Consider the following 21,692-nt stretch of genomic DNA (forward strand, 5'->3'; position numbering starts at 1 on the left):
TCCGGATCCGGGCCGGGGGCCGGATCCGGGGCCGGATCCGGGCCGGGGACGCTGGTGCTCGCGGGGACGCCGATCGGCGATGTCGCGGACGCGCCGCCCCGGCTCGCCACCGAGCTGGAGACCGCCGATGTGATCGCCGCCGAGGACACCCGGCGGCTGCGCAGGCTCACCCAGGCGCTCGGCGTACACACCAGTGGCCGGGTCGTCTCGTACTTCGAGGGCAACGAGTCCGCCAGGACCCCCGAGCTGGTCGACGCGCTGACGGGCGGGGCGCGGGTGCTGCTGGTCACGGACGCGGGCATGCCGTCCGTCTCCGACCCCGGATACCGGCTGGTGGCGGCGGCCGTCGAGCAGGACATCAAGGTGACGGCCGTGCCGGGCCCCTCCGCCGTACTGACCGCGCTGGCGCTCTCCGGACTGCCCGTCGACCGCTTCTGCTTCGAGGGCTTCCTGCCGCGCAAGGCGGGCGAGCGGCTCAGCAGGCTGCGGGACGCGGCGGGCGAGCGGCGCACGCTCGTCTACTTCGAGGCACCGCACCGGCTCGACGACTCGCTCGCGGCGATGGCCGAGGTCTTCGGAGCCGACCGCAGGGCCGCCGTCTGCCGTGAGCTGACCAAGACGTACGAAGAGGTGAAGCGCGGCGGCCTCGGTGAGCTGGCGGCCTGGGCGGCCGACGGGGTACGGGGCGAGATCACCGTCGTGGTCGAGGGCGCGCCGGAGTCCGGGCCCGGGGATCTGGACCCGGCCGAACTGGTGCGCCGGGTACGGGTGAGGGAGGAGGCGGGGGAGCGGCGCAAGGAGGCGATCGCCGCCGTCGCCGCCGAGGCCGGGGTGCCCAAGCGCGAGGTGTTCGATGCTGTCGTCGCGGCAAAGAACGCGGAGCGCGCGGCCCCTATGGACGGTAAAGGACCCTCGTGAAAAGCAAAGAGCAGGCCGGGTGCCGGTCTATTTGGGCATGGGAAGGTTAAGACCCCTCCATTAATCGACAGGGGCTGATGCGCTCCCGCCGGCAAAGGCGTCCACTGGGTCAGTGGAGAGGAGCTGGCATGAGTGAGATCACCGGCACAGCAACAGCTCATGAGGCATATGCGTTCTGCTGTATGCGTTGTGGACACGGCTGGGAGCAGGCTTACGACATAGAGCACTATGTCGACGGCTCGGGCAAGAATGTCGTCGTCTACAAGTCGGAGGGCATACGGGTGCCTTCCCCGCTGTCGAGCCCGACCTGCACCAACTGCGGGGGGCATGTCGTACGGATCATGCGTTCCGGGCAGGTCTCGTCGGTGCACGCCCTGATGGCGGAGCAGCACCACCCGGCGAAGCGCGGGCGGGATGCCGCCGCGGTGGGGAAGACGGGGGCCGAGGGGATTCCGGCGCAGCCGGGCGGGGAGATATCCGCCGGCGCCGGCGGGAACGACGGGCACGGCCCGGACGCGGACGGGCGCGCGGGCAAGGACGGGCACACGGGCACGGACGAGGACTCGGACACGGGGCACCACCACTGGCACCTCTCCGATCTCCTGCACCCGTTCCACCACCGCAAGTAACCCCGCCTCGTACCCCCTCGTACCCCCTCGTACGACCGGGTGCCACCGGGTGCGGACCGTGCGACGCAGGTGAGAAGCGCGCATGAAAAGCACAGGTGAGAACCGCGGGTGAACCCCATGGGCGCGGTCCTCGTAGGATCGCGCCCATGAGTTCGAAGCAGGCTCCGCCGCCGCTCCCCGAGCCCCTCCGGGTGCCGGTCGCGGATTCGCACACCCATCTGGACATGCAGGACGGCACCGTCGAGGAGGGCCTGGCCAAGGCCGCCTCGGTCGGCGTCACGACGGTGGTCCAGGTGGGGTGCGACCTCAAGGGTTCCCGCTGGGCCGCCGAGACGGCCGCAGCGTACGAGAACGTGCACGCGGCCGTTGCCCTGCACCCCAACGAGGCGCCGCGCATCGTGCATGGCGACCCCGACGGCTGGTCGCGGCAGGGCGCGCGCGAGGGCGGCGGCGACACGGCGCTGGACGACGCGCTGGCCGAGATCGACCGGCTGGCCGCGCTGCCGCGCGTACGGGCCGTCGGTGAGACGGGACTCGACTACTTCAGGACCGGGCCCGAGGGCATGGCCGCCCAGGAGCGCTCCTTCCGCGCTCATATCGAGATCGCCAAACGCCACGGCAAGGCGCTCGTCATCCATGACCGCGAGGCCCATGCCGATGTGCTGCGTATCCTCGCCGAGGAAGGCGCCCCGGAGCGCACGGTCTTCCATTGTTATTCCGGTGATGCTGAAATGGCGGAAGTGTGTGCCGCTGCCGGTTATTACATGTCTTTTGCAGGCAATGTCACCTTTAAAAACGCTCAACCGTTGCGGGATGCGCTCACAATAGCGCCGCTGGAGCTTGTTCTCGTCGAGACGGACGCACCTTTTCTTACGCCGGCGCCCTACCGGGGCCGGCCCAATGCGCCGTATCTCATTCCGGTCACCCTGCGTGCCATGGCCCAGGTGCGGGGGATCGACGAGGACGCCATGGCCGGGGCGATTTCGCACAACACGGCGCGTGCGTTCGGTTATTGACGCCCCGCAGTGCGCGGAGCGTCCACGGCGGGGTGGTGCAGCGTAGCGGCGCGACGCTGCGTGGTCGAGTCACTTTGGAGAGTGACGGAAGCTCCGCTAGTGTCCGGGCCCGCCCCGTCTTCCTTCCCGGCGGGGCGGACCGGATCTTGTGGAGCGTCGTGAGCAATGCGCAGGGCAGTCACCGTGCCGCACGCGGCGGGCGCCGCGCCGCCAGGACCGCGGAGCGGGAGCGGGAGCGGTACGAGCAGCGGCCACCGTACGAGCAGCACGACGCCCCCGAGCCGTCCGGCAGCCCCGAGCCCGGCCCCGCGCCGTCCGACGCACCCCGGCCGTCCGACGCGCTCCGGCCGTCCGACGCACCCCGGCCGTCCGACGCACCCGAGCCCGCACCCGGCCCCGGGTCGGGGAGCCGTCGTTCCCGCTCCCGGCGCCTCCCCGGCGGGCGCCGCCGTAAAGCTCCCCCGTCCCCCGAGGCCCTGCGCCGGCTCGTCCCGCAGGCCCTGGTCGTCGCGTTCCTGGCCGGTGGCACCTCGGCGTTCGTCGTCCACGACAAGGCCGTCAAGCTCAGCGTCGACGGCGAACCGCGCACCCTGCACACCTTCGCCGGTGACGTGGAGGAACTGCTCGCGGACGAAGGGGTGGCCGTCGGCGCGCACGACCTCGTCGCCCCCGCGCCCGGTGACCAACTCAGCAGCGGGGACGAGGTGATCGTCCGCCGCGGCCGGCCGGTCCTCCTCACTCTCGACGGGCAGCGCCGCCAGGTGTGGACGACCGCCCGTACGGTCGACGGCGCGCTGCGTCAGCTCGGGGTGCGCGCGCAGGGCGCGTTCCTCTCCGTCTCGCGCTCCTCCGCGATCTCCCGCGGCGGGCTGGAACTGCACGTACGGACCGAACGGACCGTGACCTTCATGGCCGACGGCCGCGAGCGCACCATCCGTACCAACGCGGCGACCGTCGCCGAAGCGCTGGAGGAAGCGGGCATCGCGACGCGCGGGCAGGACACCACGTCCGTACCGCCCGACAGCTTCCCGCGCGACGGCCAGACCGTCACCGTCATGCGCATCACGGCCGGCGAACAGGTGCGCGAGGAGCTCATCCCGTACGACACGGTCAAGACCCGGGACCCGGCCCTGTTCACCGGTACCGAGGTCGTCGACCGGCAGGGGCGGCCGGGCGCCCGGCGGGTCACGTACGCGCTGCGCACCGTCAACGGCGTCAAGCAGAAGCCACGCAGGATCCACGAGCAGGTGGTGCGCCGGTCGGTCACCCAGCTGATCAGGGTCGGTACGCGGGCGATGCCGTCGTCCGTGGCCGGCGCGGACGGGCTGAACTGGGCCGGGCTCGCCGCCTGCGAATCGGGCGGGCGGCCCGGGGCGGTCGACGCGTCGGGTAACTACGGCGGGCTCTACCAGTTCGACACCGGAACCTGGCACGCCCTCGGCGGCAGCGGACGCCCGCAGAACGCCCCGGCCGCGGAGCAGACGTTCCGCGCGAAGAAGCTCTACGTGCAGCGGGGGGCGAGTCCGTGGCCGCACTGCGGCCGTAGGCTGAGCGGGTGAGCACCACTGAGCCCGACGCCCCTGACGTCCCTGACGAACCCGACGTCCCCGAGGAACCCGACGTCCCCGAGGCACCGGACGCCTCCGGCGCCTCTGACGCCCTTCTGGGGCCCGCCGAGATCCGCGAGCTGGCCGCAGTGCTGGGCGTACGCCCCACGAAGCAGCGCGGGCAGAACTTCGTCATCGACGCCAACACCGTCCGCAGGATCGTCCGCACCGCCGAGGTGCGGCCGGACGACGTCGTCGTGGAGATCGGCCCCGGGCTCGGCTCGCTGACGCTGGCGCTGCTGGAGGCGGCGGACCGGGTGACGGCCGTGGAGATCGACGACGTCCTGGCCGGCGCGCTGCCCGCGACGGTCGAGGCCCGGATGCCCGCGCGCGCCGGGCACTTCGCGCTGGTGCACTCCGACGCCATGCGGGTCCAGGAGCTGCCGGGCCCGGCGCCGACCGCGCTGGTCGCGAACCTCCCGTACAACGTGGCCGTACCGGTCCTGCTCCACATGCTGGAGCACTTCCCGACGATCGAGCGGACCTTGATCATGGTCCAGGCCGAGGTCGCCGACCGGCTCGCCGCGCGACCGGGCAACAAGGTGTACGGGGTGCCGTCGGTGAAGGCCAACTGGTACGCGGACGTCAAACGGGCCGGTTCCATCGGCCGTACCGTCTTCTGGCCCGCGCCCAATGTGGACTCCGGTCTGGTCTCGCTCGTGCGCAGGCCCGAGCCGGTGAAGACGACGGCCTCCCGGACCGAGGTCTTCGCGGTGGTCGACGCGGCCTTCGCGCAGCGCCGCAAGACGCTGCGGGCGGCCCTCGCCGGATGGGCGGGTTCGGCCCCGGCGGCGGAGGCGGCGCTGGTGGCGGCGGGGGTCTCGCCGCAGGCGCGCGGTGAGGCACTGACGGTGGAGGAGTTCGCGCGGATCGCGGAGTCGAAGGGGGCGGGCGCGTGAGCGTCGAGGAACAGGCGCAGGCAGCGGAACAGGCCCAGGCTGAGGTACGGGTACGCGTACCGGCCAAGGTCAACACGCAGCTCGCCGTCGGCGCCGCCCGCCCCGACGGCTTCCACGACCTGGCGAACGTCTTCCTCGCCGTCGGCCTCTACGACGAGATCACGGTCACGCCCGCTGACGAACTGCGCGTCACCTGCTCGGGCCCCGACGCCGGTCAGGTGCCGCTGGACGCCACGAATCTCGCCGCCCGCGCGGCGATCGCACTGGCGGAACGGCACGGCATCGACCCGCACGTCCATATCCACATCGCCAAGGACATCCCCGTCGCGGGCGGCATGGCGGGCGGCAGCGCGGACGGCGCGGGCGCCCTGCTGGCGTGTGACACCCTCTGGTCGCTGGGCTCCTCCCGGGACGAACTCCTCGCCATCTGCGCCGAGTTGGGCAGCGACGTGCCGTTCAGTCTGATCGGCGGGGCGGCGCTGGGCACGGGCCGGGGCGAGCAGCTCACGGCGCTCGATGTCGGCGGCGACTTCCACTGGGTGTTCGCGGTCGCCGACGGCGGACTGTCCACGCCGACGGTGTTCCGCGAGTTCGACCGGCTCACCGAGGGCACGGACGTCCCCGCCCCGGCCGCCGACCCCGCGCTGCTGGACGCCCTGCGTACGGGAGACGTCACGGCTCTCGCCGATGCCCTGGCCAACGACCTCCAGCCCGCGGCCCTCTCCCTGCGCCCGTCCCTGGCGGACACGCTCGCGGCGGGTACGGCGGCGGGCGCCCTGGCCGCCCTGGTCTCCGGCTCGGGCCCGACGACCGCGTTCCTCACCAAGGACCCGGACACGGCGGCCCGGGTGGCGCAGGCGCTCCTGGCCTCGGGCACCTGCCGTACGGCCCGCGTCGCGGAGTCCCCGGCGCAGGGCGCAACGGTGATCCTCCGCCGCCCCTGACCGCCGGTGCGGGCGCGTCTCGTACTGGAATTCCCGTCTCACGGGCATTCCGGTACGAGACACCTGCTCGCACCGCCTGCTCCACCCGCTCTGTCCGCTCATCGGTCCGGGGCGACGGCCCGCCCTTCCTGGCGACTACGCTGGACGTCGATCCGTCGTCCCCGTAACAGGAGTGAAATGGCCGTCAATCTGGTCAATGTCGAGACAGTCACCAAGGTGTACGGCACCCGTGCGCTGCTCGACGGTGTCTCTCTCGGCGTCTCCGAGGGAGACCGGATCGGCGTCGTCGGCCGCAACGGAGACGGCAAGACGACCCTCATCAGGATGCTGAGCAAGCTGGAGGAGGCCGACACGGGGCGCGTCACCCACAGTGGTGGACTGCGACTCGGTGTGCTGACGCAGCACGACTCGCTCGACCCCGAGGCCACCGTCAGGCACGAGGTCATCGGTGATCTCGCCGACCACGAGTGGGCGGGCAACGCCAAGATCCGGGATGTCCTCACCGGGCTCTTCGGCGGGCTCGATCTGCCCGGCTTCCCGCAGGGCCTCGACACCGTCATCGCGCCGCTCTCCGGTGGCGAGCGGCGCAGGATCGCGCTCGCCAAGCTGCTCATCGGCGAGCCGGACCTGATCGTGCTCGACGAGCCGACCAACCATCTCGACGTCGAGGGCATCGCCTGGCTCGCGGAGCATCTGCGCGCCCGCCGGTCCGCGCTCGTCTGCGTCACCCACGACCGGTGGTTCCTCGACCAGGTCTGTACGCGGATGTGGGACGTCCAGGGCGGCACCGTCCACGAGTACGAGGGCGGCTACTCCGACTACGTCTTCGCCCGCGCCGAGCGCGAGCGCATCGCGGCGACGGAGGAGGCCAAGCGGAAGAACCTGGTCCGTAAGGAGCTGGCCTGGCTGCGGCGCGGCGCCCCCGCCCGTACGTCCAAGCCGCGCTTCCGCGTCGAGGCGGCCAACGAGCTGATCGCGGACGTACCGCCGCCGCGCGACACCTCCGAGCTGATGAAGTTCGCCAACGCCCGGCTCGGCAAGACCGTCTTCGACCTGGAGGACGTGACGGTCCAGGCGGGCCCGAAGGTCCTCCTCACGCACCTCACCTGGCAGCTCGGCCCCGGCGACCGGATCGGGCTCGTCGGGGTGAACGGCGCGGGCAAGACGTCGCTGCTGCGCGCCCTCGCCGACGCCGCCCGCTCGCAGGGCGACGTCCAGCCCGAGGCCGGGAAGGTCGTCGTCGGCAGGACCGTCAAGCTCGCGTACCTCTCCCAGGAGGTCACCGAACTCAAGCCGACGCTGCGGGTGCTGGAAGCGGTCCAGCAGGTACGGGACCGGGTCGACCTCGGCAAGGGCCGGGAGATGACAGCAGGCCAGCTGTGCGAGCAGTTCGGTTTCGCCAAGGACAAGCAGTGGACGCCCGTCGGCGACCTCTCCGGCGGTGAGCGGCGGCGGCTCCAGCTGCTGCGGCTGCTGATGGACGAGCCGAACGTCCTCTTCCTCGACGAGCCCACCAACGACCTCGACATCGAGACACTCAACCAGCTGGAGGACCTGCTCGACGGCTGGCCGGGGTCGATGGTCGTCATCTCCCACGACCGGTTCTTCATCGAGCGGACCACCGACAAGGTGATGGCGCTGCTCGGCGACACGACGCTGCGGATGCTGCCGCGCGGGATCGACGAGTATCTCGAACGCCGCCGGACGATCGCCCGGTCGACGGTCCCGGCGCCCGCGCAGGCGCCCGTGGTGGAGCGTTCCGCCGCATCCGCGTCGGCCAAGGACGGCCGCGCGGCGAAGAAGGAACTCCAGAAGATCGAGCGGCAGCTCACCAAGCTCTCGGACCGTGAGACCACCCTCCATCAGCAGATCGCCGACAACGCCACAGATTTCGGGAAAGTGGCCGGACTGGACGCGGAACTCCGTGAACTGACCGGCGAGCGTGACGAGTTGGAAATGCGCTGGCTGGAGCTCGCCGAGGAGGCGTAGCGAAGGCTTGTAGAGACGGCGTGCAGAGCGCATAACGAGCGCATCACGGGCCGGTCCACCCTTGGGAACAGGGGCGGACCGGCCCGTCCTGTACAGCAGTTCGGGTGATACAAAGTAGGCCCGCTCGGCTGATACAGCGATGCGGGATCCACGCCCGATTCGCTCCATTCCGGTGGCCGATGGCCGACCGCCGGAATCGCGGGGGAGTCCGACCGGGCGCGGAGCGTACTCACAGGGGGAAAGCGCCGATGACCCATCCACCCGGCCGGGAACCACCGCAGGAGGGATTCGGCCCTCCTCAGGAACCATCGCAGGAACCACCGCAGGGGCAACAGCCGTGGGGCCCGCAGCAGTGGGGGCCGCAGCCCGGCCCGTACAGCGGCCAACCCGGCCCGTACAGCGGCCAACCGGGCCCGTACGGCAGCCCGCAGCCCGGCCCGTACGGTAGTCAGCCCGGCCCGTACGGCACGCCGCAGGCCGGTCCGTACGGCAGCCCGCCCGGCCCGTACGGCCCGCCGCAGCCCGGCCCGCACAACGCCCCGACCGTTTCGTACAGCGGTACTGGTGGCGGCGGCACTGGCGGCGGCAGCAACGGTGGCAGTGGCAGCGGTGGCAGGAACCCCTTCAAGGGCAAGCCCCGCGCCACCCTCGCGACCGTCGTGGCCGGGCTGTTGGTGCTCGGTGGCGGCACGTGGTTCGCGCTGAGCGGCGGTGGCGGCGACGGTGGCGGTGGCGGCGACGACGGCCGGGCCGGCCGTGAGGCGAAGCCGAAGGTCAGCAGGAGCGGACCCGCCGCGCCGAGTGGTTCGTCGGCCGCCGGTGGCTCCCAGGACTCCCGGAAGGAAGCCGACGCCTTCAACGCCGTGCGCAAGGACGGCGAGGCCAAGGTCGAGTGGCTTCACACCAACGATGTGGATCTGCCGGGCATCGGCGCGGACTCGTACGGGCCGTGGTTCGCCGGTGACACCGTCGTCAAGGCCACGTACCGGCAGGTCGTGGGCTACTCCACCACCGACGGCACGAAGAAATGGACGCTTCCGCTGCCCGCCGAGGCATGTGCCGCGCCCGCCGCTCCCACCCCCGACGGCAAGATCGTCATCGGGTTCAAGGGCGGTGTGTCGGAATCGGCCGCCTGCGACCAGATGCAGATGGTCGACCTCACGACCGGCCAGGGCGGCTGGCGCAAGGAGATCCCCGAGGCGCCCGGCGCGTACTCGATCCTCGACGTCACCATGGCGATCAGCGGAAACACCGTCACCGCCGGCCACACCGCCTACCGGGTGAGCGACGGCAAGAAGCTCTTCGGCAGGCCGCCGGGTGACTGCTTCCCGTACGCGTTCGCCGGTGGCGCCAAGCTGATCGCCGCCGAGGACTGCCCGAGCGGTGAATCCGGCAAGCAGCTGCATCAGTTGCAGGAGCTGGACCCGGTCACCGGCAAGGTCAAGTGGACCCACAGGGTCAAGAAGGACCTGGTGATCGACAAGATCTACTCGGTCGACCCGCTGGTCTTCTCCGTGAAGCACCAGGAGGACGGCGGCTGGGGTGTCTTCGTGCTCAACGCGGACGGCACCGAGCGTTCGCAGCCCACCGGCAGCGACGACCAGTTCCGGATGGACTGCGACGACAGTGAAGGCGTCGTCCTCGGCGGCCAGCCCACCACGGAGGGCTGTATCGGTGTCGTCGCCGACGCGAGCACCCTCTACATGTCGACGTCGTACGAAGAGGGAAGCGACTCCCGCGCCAACGCGATCCTCGCCTTCGACCTGGCCACCGGAAAACTCAAGTGGCGGGTCACGTCCCCCGACGACCGCATGATGACGCCGGTGCGCCTGGAGGGCGGGAACCTCCTGGCCTACCTCGCCCCCTGGGACGACCAGGCCGGTGCGGTCGTGACCATCGCACCGACCGGTGGCGCGCCCAGGACCCTGCTCCGGCACCCGGCATCGACGGACGAGATCGAGACGCACGTCTTCTCGCAGAAGTACGCCTATGTGGACGGCCGTTTCTACGTGTCCTCCAGCTCGGTCGGCGCGAGCGACGACACCGCGGAAAAGAAGCTGAAGACCATGATCGTCTTCGGTGAGTGACGCGACACGTCCCTGGGCCTGACCGCTTCTTCCGTTCCCGATCTTCCGTACTCCCCACTCCCACTCCGTACTCGCCACTTCGCTCCCTAGTCTTCTCCGAGGTACGTACGTCATGACGCAGCCGCCCCAGCCGCCCCAGCCCCCCAACGAGCCCCCGCAGCAGCCGACTCAGCCGCCCGCGCAGCCACCGGCCCAGCCGCCCGCGCAGTCGGGTTACGCGTATCCGCCCGCGCAGCCGCCCGCGCAGCCGGGGTACGGCTATCCGCAGACTCCGGCTCCGGGTCAGCAGCCGGGGCCGTACAACCAGCAGCCCGGTCCGTACGGTCAGCAGCCGGGGCCCTACGGTCAGCAGCCCGGCCCGTACAACCAGCAGCCGGGGCCGTACGGTCAGCCGTCCGCGCAGCCCGGTCCGTACGGCGGGGGCTATCCGCCCCAGCAGTTCCCCGGCGGGCCCACCCCGCCTCCCGGCGGTGGCGGCGGTGCCAAGGACTTCTTCAAGGGCAAGCCCGGCGTCATCGTCGCGGCGGCCGTCGCGGGACTGCTGGTCATCGGCGGCGGTACGTGGTTCGCCCTCAGCGGTGGCGACGACGGGCCCAAGCCGACCGCGGGCACGTCCGAGGACGCCAAGCCGACCGGCTCCACCGCGGTCGACCAGGGTGACGGCAGCGGCACCGGACGCGAGGCCGAGGACGACCTGAACGCCGGGCGCAAGGACGGCGAGTCCAAGGTGGCCTGGCTCCAGACCAACGACGTGGACCTGCCGCGCAACGGCACGGACGTGTACGGCCCGTGGGTCGTCGGCGACACGGTCGTCAAGGCCATGTACCGGCAGGTCGTGGGCTACTCCGCCGCCGACGGCACGAAGAAGTGGACGCTCGATCTGCCCGCCGAGGTATGCGCGGCGGCCAACGCGCCCACCGCCGACGGCAAGATGGTCATCGGGATCAAGAACGGTTCCACCGACAAGAGCATCTGCAACCAGATGCAGATGGTGGACCTCACCACCGGCAAGGGTGGCTGGAAGAAGGAGGTCGCCAAGCAGGGCGACTTCGACATCATGACCGACATCTCCCTGACGATCAGCGGAGATACGGTCACCGCCGCGCGCACCGGAAACTCCAACGCCTACCGGGTGAGCGACGGCAAGGACCTCTTCGACAAGATCGCGGGGGAGTGCCAGCCGTTCGCGTTCGCCGGTGGCGCCAAGCTGATCGCCGCCGAGAGCTGCCCGACCGGTGAAGTCGCCAGCACACGGAACCAGGTGCAGGAGCTCGACCCGGCCACGGGCAAGGCCAAGTGGACGTACAAGCTGGCCGACAACTGGGAAGTCGACAAGGTCTACTCGGTCAACCCGCTGGTCATCTCCGTGAAGAACAGCGACAAGAAGAGCTGGAGCGTGGTCGCGCTCAACTCGGACGGCAGCCCGCGCTCGCAGATCGAAGGCGGAAAGGACAAGTTCGCGCCCGACTGCGGCGGCGGATTCATCGTCTTCGGCGCCGTGCTGGAGGGCTGTGTCGGCGTCGCCGCCGACGCGAACACTTTCTACATGTCGACCGAGCCGGACCAGGGCGGCTCCGCGGGCACGAACGAGATCGTCGCCTTCAACCTCGACACCGGAAAGTCCAAGTGGCGCTCCAAGGCGCCCACCGGGAAGACCATGAAGCCGCTGCGCATGGAGGGCGGCAACGTTCTGGCCTACGTGGAGGCCTCGTACGACGCGGGCGGCGCGGTCGCGACCGTGGCGCCGACAGGCGGCGCTCCCAAGGTGATCCAGCAGCACCCGGCGTCCACGGCCGAGATCGAGAACTCCTTCTACTCGCCGAAGCTGGTCTACGCGGACGGTCGTTTCTACGTGGCGAGCGGGCGGGTCAGCGCGACCAACGACGAAGAGGAGAAGAAGACGAAGACCATGATGGTTTTCGGCGACTGACCGAGCCTGACCGGCGACTGACTGGGGCCTGACCGGCGACCGACCGAGTCCGACCGCTTCTTCCGTCTCACTCCTCACTCCCCTTCCGAGCTTCTTCCGAGTCTTCTCCGAGGTACGTACGCCATGACGCAGCCGCCCCAGCCACCCAACGAGCCTCCGCAGGGAGGATTCGGCGCACCGCAGGAGCCCCCGGCCGGTGGTTTCGGTGCTCCCCAGGACCCGCCCCCCGGCGGTTTCGGCGCACCGCAGGACCCGCCGCCCGGCGGGTACGGCGCTCCGGGCACGCCCCCGCCGCCGCCCGCACAGCCGCCGGGGCCCCCGCAGAACGCTCCGTACGGCTATCCGCAGACGCCGCCGCAGAGCGCGCCGGGATACGGATACCCGGGTCAGCAGCCCGGTCAGCCGGGCCAGCCGGGTCAGCAGCCCGGTTACGGCTACCCGACGCAGCCCATGCAGCCGCAGTACCAGCAACAGCCGTACCAGCAGCCGTATCAGCAGGCCGGCGGCAGCGGCGCCGGCGGCGGTAAGAAGCTGACCGCCCAGATGCAGATCATCATCGCCGCGGCCGTCGCCGTGGTGCTGATCATCGGTGGCGGCGTCTGGTTCGCCTCCTCGGGCGGCGACGACTCGGACAACGAGACCAAGGGCGGCTCGGCCGGGACCTCCCAGGGCGGCGAGCAGGCCGCGGACGGCGCCGGCAAGGAGAAGGCGCCGGACAACAACAAGGCCAAGGTGGGCTTCCAGCTGCCGGCTCCGGAGGTCGCGGACTACACCGACGTCGTCGGCTCCTGGATCACCGACAAGGCGTATGTGAAGACGGGCGTCAACCAGATCGTCGGGTACGACCTGACCACGGGCGCCCAGCTCTGGACGATCCCGCTGCCCGGCCAGGTCTGCGCGGCGACGAAGCACGTCTCCAAGGACAACAAGACGGCGATCGCCTTCGAGGCCGCGAAGCGCACCGGCGCGAAGGACTACCAGACGTGCACCGAGGTCGGTGCGATCGACCTGACGGCCGGAAAGCTGCTGTGGAGCAAGTCCGTCCAGGGCTCCAACGCCGGTGACGACAAGGTCCGTTTCGAGGAGGTCACCCTCAGCGGTACGACGGTCGCCGCCGGCGGTACGGACGGCGGCGCGGCCTTCGACCTCGCCGACGGCACGATCCGCTGGAAGCCCGAGGTCAGCGCCGAGGGCTGCTACGACATGGGCTACGGCGGCGGCGGAGGGCTGGTGGCGGCCCGCAAGTGCGGTTCGTACGACGACCCGCAGGTCACCATCCAGAACCTGAACCCGCTCACCGGCGCCCCGGTCTCCTCGTTCAAGATGCCGGCCGGTGTCGAGTACGCGGGCATCGTCTCCACGAAGCCGCTGGTCGTGGCCGCCGATGTCGGCGATACCGCGGGCGACGGCAGCAGCATCTCGGACTTCTTCTCGATCGACGAGAAGACCGGCAAGCTGCGCGCCAAGATCCCGGCGGACGCCGACAAGTACGCGGCGCAGTGCGGTTCCACCGAGGTCGAGAAGTGCCAGCAGGTCGTGGTGGGCAACGACAAGCTCTACCTGCCGACCGAGGAGCACGACGACAGCACGGGCTCGGACAACACCAACGAGATCGTCTCCTTCGACCTCGCCACCGGCAAGTCCACCTCGGACCGCGCCGACGCGGGCGACAGCTACACGATGTTCCCGCTGCGCATGGACGGCGGCAACATCATCGCGTACAAGATGCCGCCGTACGACAAGGGCGGCCGGATCGTCTCCATCAACGGCAGCACGTTCGAGGAGACGCTGCTGCTGGAGAACCCGAGCGACGAATCCGTCCGCGACGCGGAGAGCAGCTTCTCCGCGGACTATGCCGAAATCCTTTACGGGGACGGCCGGATGGTCATCTCCGAGAGCACGGTGAGCAAGCCGACGTCGTCGTCGCTGGACGAGAAGTCGTATCTCGCTGTCGCGTTCACGACCAAGTAGCGCGAAGGACCGGGCGGTAGCGCGAAGGACCGGCGGTACGAGCGCGGTAAGAGCGGTACGAGCGTTACGGGGCCCCGGCCCGTGGATGACACCACGGGCCGGGGCCCGCTTCATCTCCGCGAAGGCCGTGCCGTGCCCATATATCCGCTTCAGGTCAGCAACTAGTCCCGTATGCCGGGGAATTCGGCAATCCGGGGGGCTTCTGGCCGGTTGGGGGCGCGCGACGTCGAACAAGCGTGTAGCTTGCCGGGTCAGGAGGCCGGGGGGCCAGGGTCCAGCGGGATGGGGAGTTGCTCGATGGGCGTGCGGCTCATGGTGGTCGACGATCACAGGTTGCTCGCCGAGGCACTCGCCTCGGCGCTGAAATTACGCGGGCACCGGGTGCTCGCCGCGGCGGCGCCCACGGCGGGCGTCGCCGAACTGGTGGTGAGCAGGGCGCCCGAGGTGTGCCTGATGGGGACGGCGACGCCCGCCGATCCGGGGGTCTTCGACCCGATCGTACGGATCAAGCGCGAGCGCCCGCAGGTGGCGGTGGTGGTCCTCGGGCCCGTACCCAGCCCGCGCGGGATCGCCGCGGCCTTCGCGGCCGGCGCCTCCGGTTACGTACGTCACGACGAGCGCATAGAGGGCGTCGAACGGGCCATGGTCAAGGCGCGGGCGGGCGAGGCGGCGGTGGCGCCGCAGCTGCTCCAGGGCGCCTTCACCGAGCTGCTCAACCCGGTGGCGCAGCCGGACGACGAGGGGCAGCGGCTGCTGCGGATGCTCACGCCGCGCGAGGTCGAGGTCCTCGTCCGGGTCGCGGAGGGCGAGGACACCCGGCTGATCGCGGCGGGGATGGGCATCGCGCCCAGCACCGCCAGGACGCATGTGCAGCGGGTGCTGATGAAGCTGGGGGTGGGCTCCCGGCTGGAGGCGGCGGCGCTGGCGGCGCGTACGGGGCTGCTCGACCGGGCCGCGCTGACCGCGGGCGCGACGCCCGGACGCGCGGCGCCGGGCGGCGCGGCGCCCGGGAGTACGATGAGAGGGCCGGACCCCCGAGAGTGAAGTCCGGCCCGCTCGCGGGGAGTTACCCGGCCGGGCGGTCCTCGGCCGAGGCCTCCGCCGGCGTGGGCGGCACCGTCGGGCGCAGCTTCGGCCAGACCAGGAAGTACAGGCCGAGGGCCGGCATGCCCAGGCCCGTCCACAGATTGATGTCGATGTCCTGCGCCTTCTTCGGGCCGGCGTCGGACGCGGTGATCCCGGCGATGGTCACGATGATCCCGTAGACCACGACGAGGCCGCCGATGACGCTGCGGATGCCGAAGAGCCGTGCCGCCGTGGCGGACTTGGCCCTCGTTGCAGATCGCCGAGGAGAGTCCGCCGATGGTGATGTACGCGCGGACGAGGAAACCGGCGACGACGATCGCGACCCACTCGGGCCGGCTCAGCAGGGCCGGCTTCATGGGCATGTCGGACGTGGGCGTTCGGTCGTGCGGACGTCCGTCACGCGGTTGACGGCGACGGCTGACGGCCTCGGCTGACGGCGACGGCTGACGGCGCCCGCTCGCGCGCCCATCCGTGTGTTCACCGCTCCGCCGTTGACTCAACTGTTGGGTTGTGATTTCTTGTGTTTGCTTATGTTGAGTGGTGTGAGCGGTGTGGTCCTGGAGGCAACAACCGATGAAGAAGACGGTCACGAGGCTCGCCGACGGCCGCGAGCTGGTCTATTACGACTCCCGGGACGACGCCGTACGCGACGCGGTGGACCACAGGCCCCTCGGCCCGGTCGCGACCACCTCCGAGATCCGCCACGACGTACTGCTCGGCGACTCGATCGCCATCGCCTCGCACCGCCAGGACCGTACGTACCACCCGCCCGCCGACGAGTGCCCGCTCTGCCCCTCCCGGGACGGCCGGCTCAGCGAGATCCCCGAACCGGACTACGACGTCGTCGTGTTCGAGAACCGTTTCCCCTCCCTCGCCGGGGACGCCGGGCGCTGCGAGGTCGTCTGCTTCACCTCCGACCACGACACCTCGTTCTCCCAGATCGGCGAGGAGCAGGCCGGGATGGTGCTGGAGGTGTGGACCGACCGGACCGCCGAACTGGCCGAGCTGCCGCAGGTCGAGCAGGTCTTCCCGTTCGAGAACCGCGGCGCCGAGATCGGCGTGACCCTCGGCCACCCGCACGGCCAGATCTACGCGTACCCCTTCGCCACCCCGCGCGCCACACTGATGCTCCGCTCCGCCCGCGACCACCGGGCCGGCACCGGCCGCAACCTCTTCGACGACATCGTCGAGCGCGAGCGCACCGAGGGCACCCGGGTGGTGCTGGAGGGCGAGCACTGGGTGGCGTTCGTGCCGTACGCCGCGCACTGGCCGTACGAAGTGCACCTCTACCCCAAGCGCCGCGTCCGCGACCTGCGGGGACTGGACGACGCCGCGCGCACAGAGTTCCCACAGATCTATCTGGAACTCTTGAAGCGCTTCGACCGGATCTTCGGCGAAGGTGAACCGCCCACGCCGTACATCGCCGCCTGGCACCAGGCGCCGTTCCGGGCCGAGGGACGCGACGAGTTCGCGCTCCACCTTGAGCTTTTCACCATCCGCCGCACTTCCGGCAAGCTGAAGTTTCTCGCGGGTTCCGAATCCGGCATGAGTGTGTTCATCAACGACGTGCCGCCGGAGGCCGCGGCCGAGCGACTGCGAGAGGTAGCGAGCGAGTGAACAAGAAGTACCTGGTCACGGGCGGTGCGGGATATGTCGGCAGCGTGGTCGCGGCGCATCTGCTGGAGGCCGGGCACCAGGTGACCGTCCTGGACGACCTCTCCACCGGATTCCGCGAGGGGGTCCCGGAGGGCGCCGAGTTCATCGAGGGCCGCGTCCAGGACGCGGCCAAGTGGGTGGACTCGTCGTACGACGCGGTGCTGCACTTCGCCGCGTCCTCCCAGGTCGGCGAGTCCGTCGCCAAGCCCGAGAAGTACTGGGACAACAACGTCGGCGGCTCCATGGCGCTGCTCGCCGCGATGCGCGCCGCCGGGGTGCGCAAGCTGGTCTTCTCGTCCACCGCGGCGACGTACGGCGAGCCGGTCTCCACACCGATCACGGAGACCGACCCGACCGCCCCCACCAGCCCGTACGGCGCGACGAAGCTCGCGGTCGACCACATGATCAGCGGGGAGTGCGCGGCGCACGGTCTCGCGGCCGTCTCGCTGCGGTACTTCAACGTCGCGGGCGCGTACGGAAGCTGTGGCGAGCGCCACGACCCCGAGTCGCACCTCATCCCGCTCGTCCTCCAGGTCGCGCTCGGGCGCCGCGAGTCGATCTCCGTCTACGGCGAGGACTACCCGACACCGGACGGCACCTGCGTCCGCGACTACATCCATGTCGCGGACCTCGCCGAGGCCCACCTGCGCGCACTGGACGCGGCCGTCGGCGGCGAGCACCTGATCTGCAACCTCGGCAACGGCAACGGGTTCTCGGTCCGGGAGGTCATCGAGACCGTACGCAAGGTCACCGGGCACCCCGTCCCGGAGGTCATGGCCGCACGCCGCGACGGCGACCCCGCCGTCCTGGTCGCTTCCGCCGAAGCGGCGCACAGCCGCCTCGGCTGGACCCCGAGCCGCGCCGATCTGGCGGGCATCGTCGCGGACGCATGGGCGTTCGCACGCCGTTAAGGAGAACCAAGGGTGAGTGAGAGAGCCGGCGTGGAGCGGGCCACCGGACAGGTCGCCGAGCCGGTCGCGGACCCGGTCGCGGACCCGGCCGCCGAGGGGACCGCGGACCGGGTGGCCGAGGAGTTCCGGCGGCTGTACGGCGCCGAACCGGAGGGCGTCTGGGCCGCCCCCGGCCGGGTCAACCTGATCGGTGAGTACACCGACCTCAACGAGGGTTTCGTGATGCCGCTGGCGCTTCCGCACACCGCGGTCGCGGCGGTGTCCCGCCGCACCGACGGGCAGCTGCGGCTGCACTCCGCCGACGTCTCGCAGGGCGTGGTCCAGATCGGCACAGCCGACCTGGTCCCGCTCTCCGACAACACCGGCTGGGCCGCCTACCCGGCGGGCGTCGTCTGGGCGCTGCGCGAAGCGGGGCACGAGATCACAGGCGCGGACATCCATCTCTCCTCGACCGTCCCGACGGGCGCGGGGCTCTCGTCCTCGGCCGCCCTGGAGGTCGTCACCGCGCTCGCCCTCAACGACCTGTACGCGCTCGGCCTGAACCCCGCCGAACTGGCGGTCCTCGCCCAGCGCGCCGAGAACGCCTTCGTGGGCGTCCCGTGCGGGGTCATGGACCAGATGGCCTCCGCGTGCTGCGCCGACGGTCACGCCCTCCACCTGGACACCCGCGACCTCACCCCGCGCCAGGTCCCCTTCGACCTGGCCGCCCACGGGCTCCGGCTGCTCGTCGTCGACACCCGCGTGAAGCACGCGCTCGGCGACGGCGCGTACGCCGAGCGGCGCGCGGGGTGCGAGGCGGGCGCGCGGGCGCTCGGGGTCCGCGCGCTGCGCGACGTCCCGTACGAGGAACTGCCCGCGGCACTCGGCCGGCTGGCAGGGGAGAGCGACGACGTCCGCGCCTTCGTACGCCATGTCGTGAGCGAGGACCACCGGGTCGAGCGGGTCATCGGCCTCCTGGACGCGGGCGATGTCCGCGCCGTGGGCCGGATCCTGACCGAGGGCCACGCCTCGCTCCGTGACGACCTGCGGGTCTCCTGCCTCGAACTGGACCTGGTCGTCACCGCCGCCACGGCGGCCGGCGCGCTGGGAGCCCGGATGACGGGCGGCGGTTTCGGCGGCTCGGCGATCGTCCTGGTCGAGGAGGCCGACGCGGACGCGATCGCGAAGTCGGTCGTGGAGGCCTTCGCGGCGGAGGGCCGCACGGCGCCGCGCGTCTTCCCGGCGATCCCGTCGAGGGGCGCGCACCGGGTGTCGTGACAGGCCGGGGTGCACCGTCACAGGCGGGGGTGCACCGTCGTGAGGACGAGGCGCACCGGCTCTCGCACCGGCTTTCGCACCGACCCTCACACTGGTCATTCTCGGTCACTTGTCGAGCAAAGAACGTCAATTCTTATTGACTTCTGTCTCCCTGGCGAACAGGAGTCACACCCCGAACAGCCAGGCCGACGAGTTCCGCGAATCTCCTTCCGCTCCGGGCCTGCGCCCGTACTCTGATGCTCAGTACCGGTGGGGGCCGGTGCTGTTTCAGGGGTGGAGACAAGTCGGGTACGACGCCCGGGGTGGGGTAACAGTCATCACACGGCGGCGGCCGTGCCACTGACGTTCCACCGCACCGGGCGCCGTACTCGCGCAGTCCGCTCCCCGCCTTCAGGGGGTGTCCTTTGGTACGTATCCGGGTTCTGGTGGTGGACGACCATCGCATTTTCGCCGAGTCTCTCGCCGCCGCGCTCGCGGCCGAGCCCGACGTGGACGTCGCGGCCGCCGGCAGCGGTCCCGCCGCGCTCCGCTGTCTCGACCGGGCGGCGGCCGAGGGGCGCAGGTTCGATGTGATGCTGGTGGACGCCGATCTGGGCGCGGTCGTGGGCCCGGGCCCCGGCGCGCTGTCCGGCCCGCCGCAGGGACTGCCGTCCGGTCCGACGTCGGGGCTGTCTTCGGGGCCGGTTCATGTCCCGGTCGCCCGTGCCGTACCGGAGAGTGCCGACGCGGCCTTCACCGACGGCATCTCGCTGGTCGCCGGCGTCCGTTCGGGCCAGCCGTCCGTCCGTACGGTCGTGCTCGCCGAGAAGGACGACCCGAGCCGGGCGGCGCTGGCACTCCAGGCGGGCGCCTCGGGCTGGGTCGCCAAGGACTGCTCGCTCCAGCGGCTGCTCTCCGTCATGCGCGGCGTCCTGCGGGACGAGACCCATCTGCCGGCCGCCCTGCTCACAGGCGTCCTGCGGGAACTGACGGCCGCGCGCAAACACCGTACGGAGAGCGAACGTCTGGTCGAGTCGCTCACCCCGCGCGAACGCGAGGTGCTGCGCTGCATGGTCGCGGGCCTCGGGCGCAAAGCCGTCGCCGAGCGGCTCTTCCTCTCCCCGCACACCGTCCGTACGCACATGCAGAACGTGCTGGGAAAACTGGGCGTGCACTCCACCCTGGCCGCCGTCGCCCTGGCCCGCCGGGCGGGAGTCGGCCCGGTCGACCTGGTGCCGCGTCAGATCACCTCGACGGGATGACGGGCCGGGTGGGACTTTCGCACCGGACCTAGCCGGGGGTGATGTTGTCGAACGGGGCGGTCAACTGCCGTAGCAGATCGGCCAGTTCGCCCCGTTGCGCCCGGGACAGTTCGGCGAGGATCGCGCGCTCCTGGGCCAGCAGCCCGGCGAGCGCCTGATCCGCGCGGTCACGCCCCTCGGTGGTGAGCCTGACCAGCACCCCGCGCCGGTCGCTGGGGTCGGGCAGCCGCTCGACCAGGCCCTTCTTGGCCAGCCGGTCGATCCGGTTCGTCATCGTGCCCGATGTGACCAGGGTCTGCGTCAGCAGCTGGCCGGGGGAGAGCTGATACGGGTCCCCCGCGCGCCGCAGCGAGGTCAGGACGTCGAACTCCCAAGGCTCCAGACTGTGTTCGGAGAACGCGATACGACGTGCGCGGTCGAGATGACGGGCCAGCCTGCTGACCCGGCTGAGCACCTCGAGCGGTTCCACGTCGAGGTCGGGGCGCTCTCGGCGCCATGCTGCGACCAGTCGGTCGACCTCGTCCTCCATGACGATCAGTGTAGAGGGTCTGTCGACATGAAGTCTCTTGACGTCAAGAGAGATGGGGGTGCAGGCTGGAGCGAGCCGTGGATCAACGCCCGGACCACGGCTCGTCAGGTACGAGCGACAGGGATCCACCATGTCTTCAGCCACCTCACGTCCGACCTGGGACCCGAAGCAGTACCTCCGGCACGCCGGCCACCGCGGCCGCCCGTTCCTGGACCTGCTGGCCCGTGTCCCTGAGCTCCCCACCGGCCCCGACGGCATCGCCGCCATCGCCGACCTCGGCTGCGGCCCCGGCAATGTCACCGCGCTCCTCGCCGACCGCTGGCCCACCGCCCGCATCACCGGCTTCGACAACTCGCCCGAGATGCTCGACCTGGCGACAAAGGAGCACGCGGGCCCGACCCCCGGCGGCGGCACCATGGACTTCCGGTCCGCCGACGCCGCGCACTGGACACCCGGCGAACCGTACGACCTGATCGTCTCCAACGCGGCCCTCCAGTGGATCCCGGACCACGCCGACTCCTTCAACCGCTGGATCGACACCCTCGCCCCCGGCGGCACCTTCGCCTTCCAGGTCCCCGGCAACTTCACCGCCCCCAGCCACACCCTGCTCGCCGGACTCCGCGCCACCCCACGCTGGCGCGACCGGCTGGGCGGCGCGGACAGGGGCGCCGCCGCGGTCCTGGAGCCCGCGGACTACCTCGCGCGTCTCACGGACCTCGGCTGCACGGCGGACGTCTGGGAGACCACGTACCTCCAGCTCCTCACCGGCGAGGACCCCGTCCTCGACTGGGTGAAGGGCACGGCCCTGCGGCCCGTCCTCACCGCACTGGACGGCGACGAGGAGGCGACGGAGGAGTTCACCGCCCAGTACCGCGCCCTGCTCCGCGAGGCCTACCCGCCCGGCCCGCACGGCACGGTCTTCCCGTTCCGCCGGATCTTCGCCGTCGCCCACAAAGCGGCCTGAGCGGCTTGGCGGTCACCCGTTCCGGTGATCGACACGGATTCCCGTGCAGAGGGAAAGC

The 21,692-nt window shown here is 71.1% G+C and carries 17 protein-coding genes and 1 pseudogene; 16 read left to right on the forward strand and 2 right to left on the reverse strand.

Annotated features, from left to right (window positions below):
• Positions 1–54 precede the first annotated feature (54 nt).
• The 11 genes from rsmI (at position 55) to ACIQD6_RS29275 (ending at position 15,034) form a co-directional block, all read left to right on the forward strand.
• Entirely contained in the window at positions 55–918 is an 864-nt protein-coding gene (gene rsmI / locus ACIQD6_RS29225; RefSeq protein ID WP_401888041.1) for a 16S rRNA (cytidine(1402)-2'-O)-methyltransferase, read from the forward strand.
• 128 nt (positions 919–1,046) lie between these two features.
• Positions 1,047–1,547: a hypothetical protein gene (locus ACIQD6_RS29230; RefSeq protein ID WP_401888043.1), complete on the forward strand. Its 501-nt coding sequence runs from the start codon at positions 1,047–1,049 to the stop codon at positions 1,545–1,547.
• A 146-nt stretch (positions 1,548–1,693) separates the two neighbouring features.
• Positions 1,694–2,563, forward strand: a complete 870-nt coding sequence (locus ACIQD6_RS29235; RefSeq protein ID WP_401888045.1) for a TatD family hydrolase — start codon at positions 1,694–1,696, stop codon at positions 2,561–2,563.
• 158 nt (positions 2,564–2,721) lie between these two features.
• Entirely contained in the window at positions 2,722–4,122 is a 1,401-nt protein-coding gene (locus ACIQD6_RS29240; protein WP_401888047.1) for a ubiquitin-like domain-containing protein, read from the forward strand.
• A gap of 104 nt (positions 4,123–4,226) precedes the next feature.
• Positions 4,227–5,069 carry a 16S rRNA (adenine(1518)-N(6)/adenine(1519)-N(6))-dimethyltransferase RsmA gene (gene rsmA / locus ACIQD6_RS29245; RefSeq protein ID WP_401888386.1) on the forward strand — a complete coding sequence of 281 codons (843 nt, stop codon included), beginning with the start codon at positions 4,227–4,229 and terminating at the stop codon, positions 5,067–5,069.
• Entirely contained in the window at positions 5,066–6,013 is a 948-nt protein-coding gene (locus tag ACIQD6_RS29250; protein WP_401888049.1) for a 4-(cytidine 5'-diphospho)-2-C-methyl-D-erythritol kinase, read from the forward strand. The genes rsmA and ACIQD6_RS29250 overlap by 4 nt, the downstream gene beginning before the upstream one ends.
• Before the next feature lie 177 nt (positions 6,014–6,190).
• Entirely contained in the window at positions 6,191–8,002 is a 1,812-nt protein-coding gene (locus tag ACIQD6_RS29255; protein ID WP_401888051.1) for an ABC-F family ATP-binding cassette domain-containing protein, read from the forward strand.
• A 248-nt stretch (positions 8,003–8,250) separates the two neighbouring features.
• Entirely contained in the window at positions 8,251–10,089 is a 1,839-nt protein-coding gene (locus ACIQD6_RS29260) for a PQQ-binding-like beta-propeller repeat protein (RefSeq protein ID WP_401888053.1), read from the forward strand.
• Positions 10,090–10,201: 112 nt separating this feature from the next.
• Complete coding sequence (locus ACIQD6_RS29265) at positions 10,202–12,019, forward strand: PQQ-binding-like beta-propeller repeat protein (protein ID WP_401888055.1); 1,818 nt, start codon at positions 10,202–10,204, stop codon at positions 12,017–12,019.
• Positions 12,020–12,142: 123 nt separating this feature from the next.
• Positions 12,143–13,990, forward strand: a complete 1,848-nt coding sequence (locus ACIQD6_RS29270) for a PQQ-binding-like beta-propeller repeat protein (protein ID WP_401888058.1) — start codon at positions 12,143–12,145, stop codon at positions 13,988–13,990.
• 297 nt (positions 13,991–14,287) lie between these two features.
• Positions 14,288–15,034, forward strand: a complete 747-nt coding sequence (locus ACIQD6_RS29275) for a LuxR C-terminal-related transcriptional regulator (protein WP_401888061.1) — start codon at positions 14,288–14,290, stop codon at positions 15,032–15,034.
• Between the two features lie 22 nt (positions 15,035–15,056).
• Here ACIQD6_RS29275 and ACIQD6_RS29280 read toward each other — a convergent pair.
• A pseudogene (locus ACIQD6_RS29280) lies at positions 15,057–15,320 on the reverse strand (hypothetical protein); the annotation flags it as partial.
• A 329-nt stretch (positions 15,321–15,649) separates the two neighbouring features.
• Here ACIQD6_RS29280 and galT point away from each other — a divergent pair.
• The 4 genes from galT (at position 15,650) to ACIQD6_RS29300 (ending at position 20,141) form a co-directional block, all read left to right on the forward strand.
• Positions 15,650–16,693 carry a galactose-1-phosphate uridylyltransferase gene (gene galT / locus ACIQD6_RS29285; protein ID WP_401888063.1) on the forward strand — a complete coding sequence of 348 codons (1,044 nt, stop codon included), beginning with the start codon at positions 15,650–15,652 and terminating at the stop codon, positions 16,691–16,693.
• Positions 16,690–17,643: a UDP-glucose 4-epimerase GalE gene (galE, locus tag ACIQD6_RS29290; protein WP_401888066.1), complete on the forward strand. Its 954-nt coding sequence runs from the start codon at positions 16,690–16,692 to the stop codon at positions 17,641–17,643. Before galT ends, galE begins: the two co-directional genes overlap by 4 nt.
• Positions 17,644–17,754: 111 nt before the next feature.
• Positions 17,755–18,900: a galactokinase gene (galK, locus tag ACIQD6_RS29295; RefSeq protein WP_401888389.1), complete on the forward strand. Its 1,146-nt coding sequence runs from the start codon at positions 17,755–17,757 to the stop codon at positions 18,898–18,900.
• Positions 18,901–19,304: 404 nt separating this feature from the next.
• On the forward strand, positions 19,305–20,141 hold the full coding sequence (locus ACIQD6_RS29300; protein WP_401888069.1) for a LuxR C-terminal-related transcriptional regulator: 837 nt from the start codon (positions 19,305–19,307) through the stop codon (positions 20,139–20,141).
• A gap of 28 nt (positions 20,142–20,169) precedes the next feature.
• On the opposite strand, the gene ACIQD6_RS29305 is transcribed toward ACIQD6_RS29300, so the two are convergent.
• Positions 20,170–20,670 carry a MarR family winged helix-turn-helix transcriptional regulator gene (locus ACIQD6_RS29305; RefSeq protein ID WP_401888071.1) on the reverse strand — a complete coding sequence of 167 codons (501 nt, stop codon included), beginning with the start codon at positions 20,668–20,670 and terminating at the stop codon, positions 20,170–20,172.
• A 130-nt stretch (positions 20,671–20,800) separates the two neighbouring features.
• On the opposite strand from ACIQD6_RS29305, the gene ACIQD6_RS29310 reads away from it, so the two are divergent.
• Positions 20,801–21,634 (forward strand): trans-aconitate 2-methyltransferase, encoded by an 834-nt coding sequence (locus tag ACIQD6_RS29310; protein WP_401888073.1) that lies wholly within the window; start codon positions 20,801–20,803, stop codon positions 21,632–21,634.
• Positions 21,635–21,692 lie beyond the last annotated feature (58 nt).

Origin of the sequence: Streptomyces sp. NPDC088400 (assembly GCF_044753355.1) — a bacterium.
Lineage (GTDB): Bacteria > Actinomycetota > Actinomycetes > Streptomycetales > Streptomycetaceae > Streptomyces.

Excerpts from the sequence above, each read along its gene's own strand:
- ACIQD6_RS29305 (WP_401888071.1), bottom strand. The coding sequence starts at position 20,670 with ATGGAGGACGAGGTCGACCGACTGGTCGCAGCATGGCGCCGAGAGCGC.
- ACIQD6_RS29260 (WP_401888053.1), top strand. The coding sequence starts at position 8,251 with ATGACCCATCCACCCGGCCGGGAACCACCGCAGGAGGGATTCGGCCCT.
- ACIQD6_RS29275 (WP_401888061.1), top strand. The coding sequence starts at position 14,288 with ATGGGCGTGCGGCTCATGGTGGTCGACGATCACAGGTTGCTCGCCGAG.
- ACIQD6_RS29310 (WP_401888073.1), top strand. The coding sequence starts at position 20,801 with ATGTCTTCAGCCACCTCACGTCCGACCTGGGACCCGAAGCAGTACCTC.
- ACIQD6_RS29270 (WP_401888058.1), top strand. The coding sequence starts at position 12,143 with ATGACGCAGCCGCCCCAGCCACCCAACGAGCCTCCGCAGGGAGGATTC.
- galT (WP_401888063.1), top strand. The coding sequence starts at position 15,650 with ATGAAGAAGACGGTCACGAGGCTCGCCGACGGCCGCGAGCTGGTCTAT.
- ACIQD6_RS29265 (WP_401888055.1), top strand. The coding sequence starts at position 10,202 with ATGACGCAGCCGCCCCAGCCGCCCCAGCCCCCCAACGAGCCCCCGCAG.
- ACIQD6_RS29230 (WP_401888043.1), top strand. The coding sequence starts at position 1,047 with ATGAGTGAGATCACCGGCACAGCAACAGCTCATGAGGCATATGCGTTC.
- ACIQD6_RS29235 (WP_401888045.1), top strand. The coding sequence starts at position 1,694 with ATGAGTTCGAAGCAGGCTCCGCCGCCGCTCCCCGAGCCCCTCCGGGTG.
- ACIQD6_RS29255 (WP_401888051.1), top strand. The coding sequence starts at position 6,191 with ATGGCCGTCAATCTGGTCAATGTCGAGACAGTCACCAAGGTGTACGGC.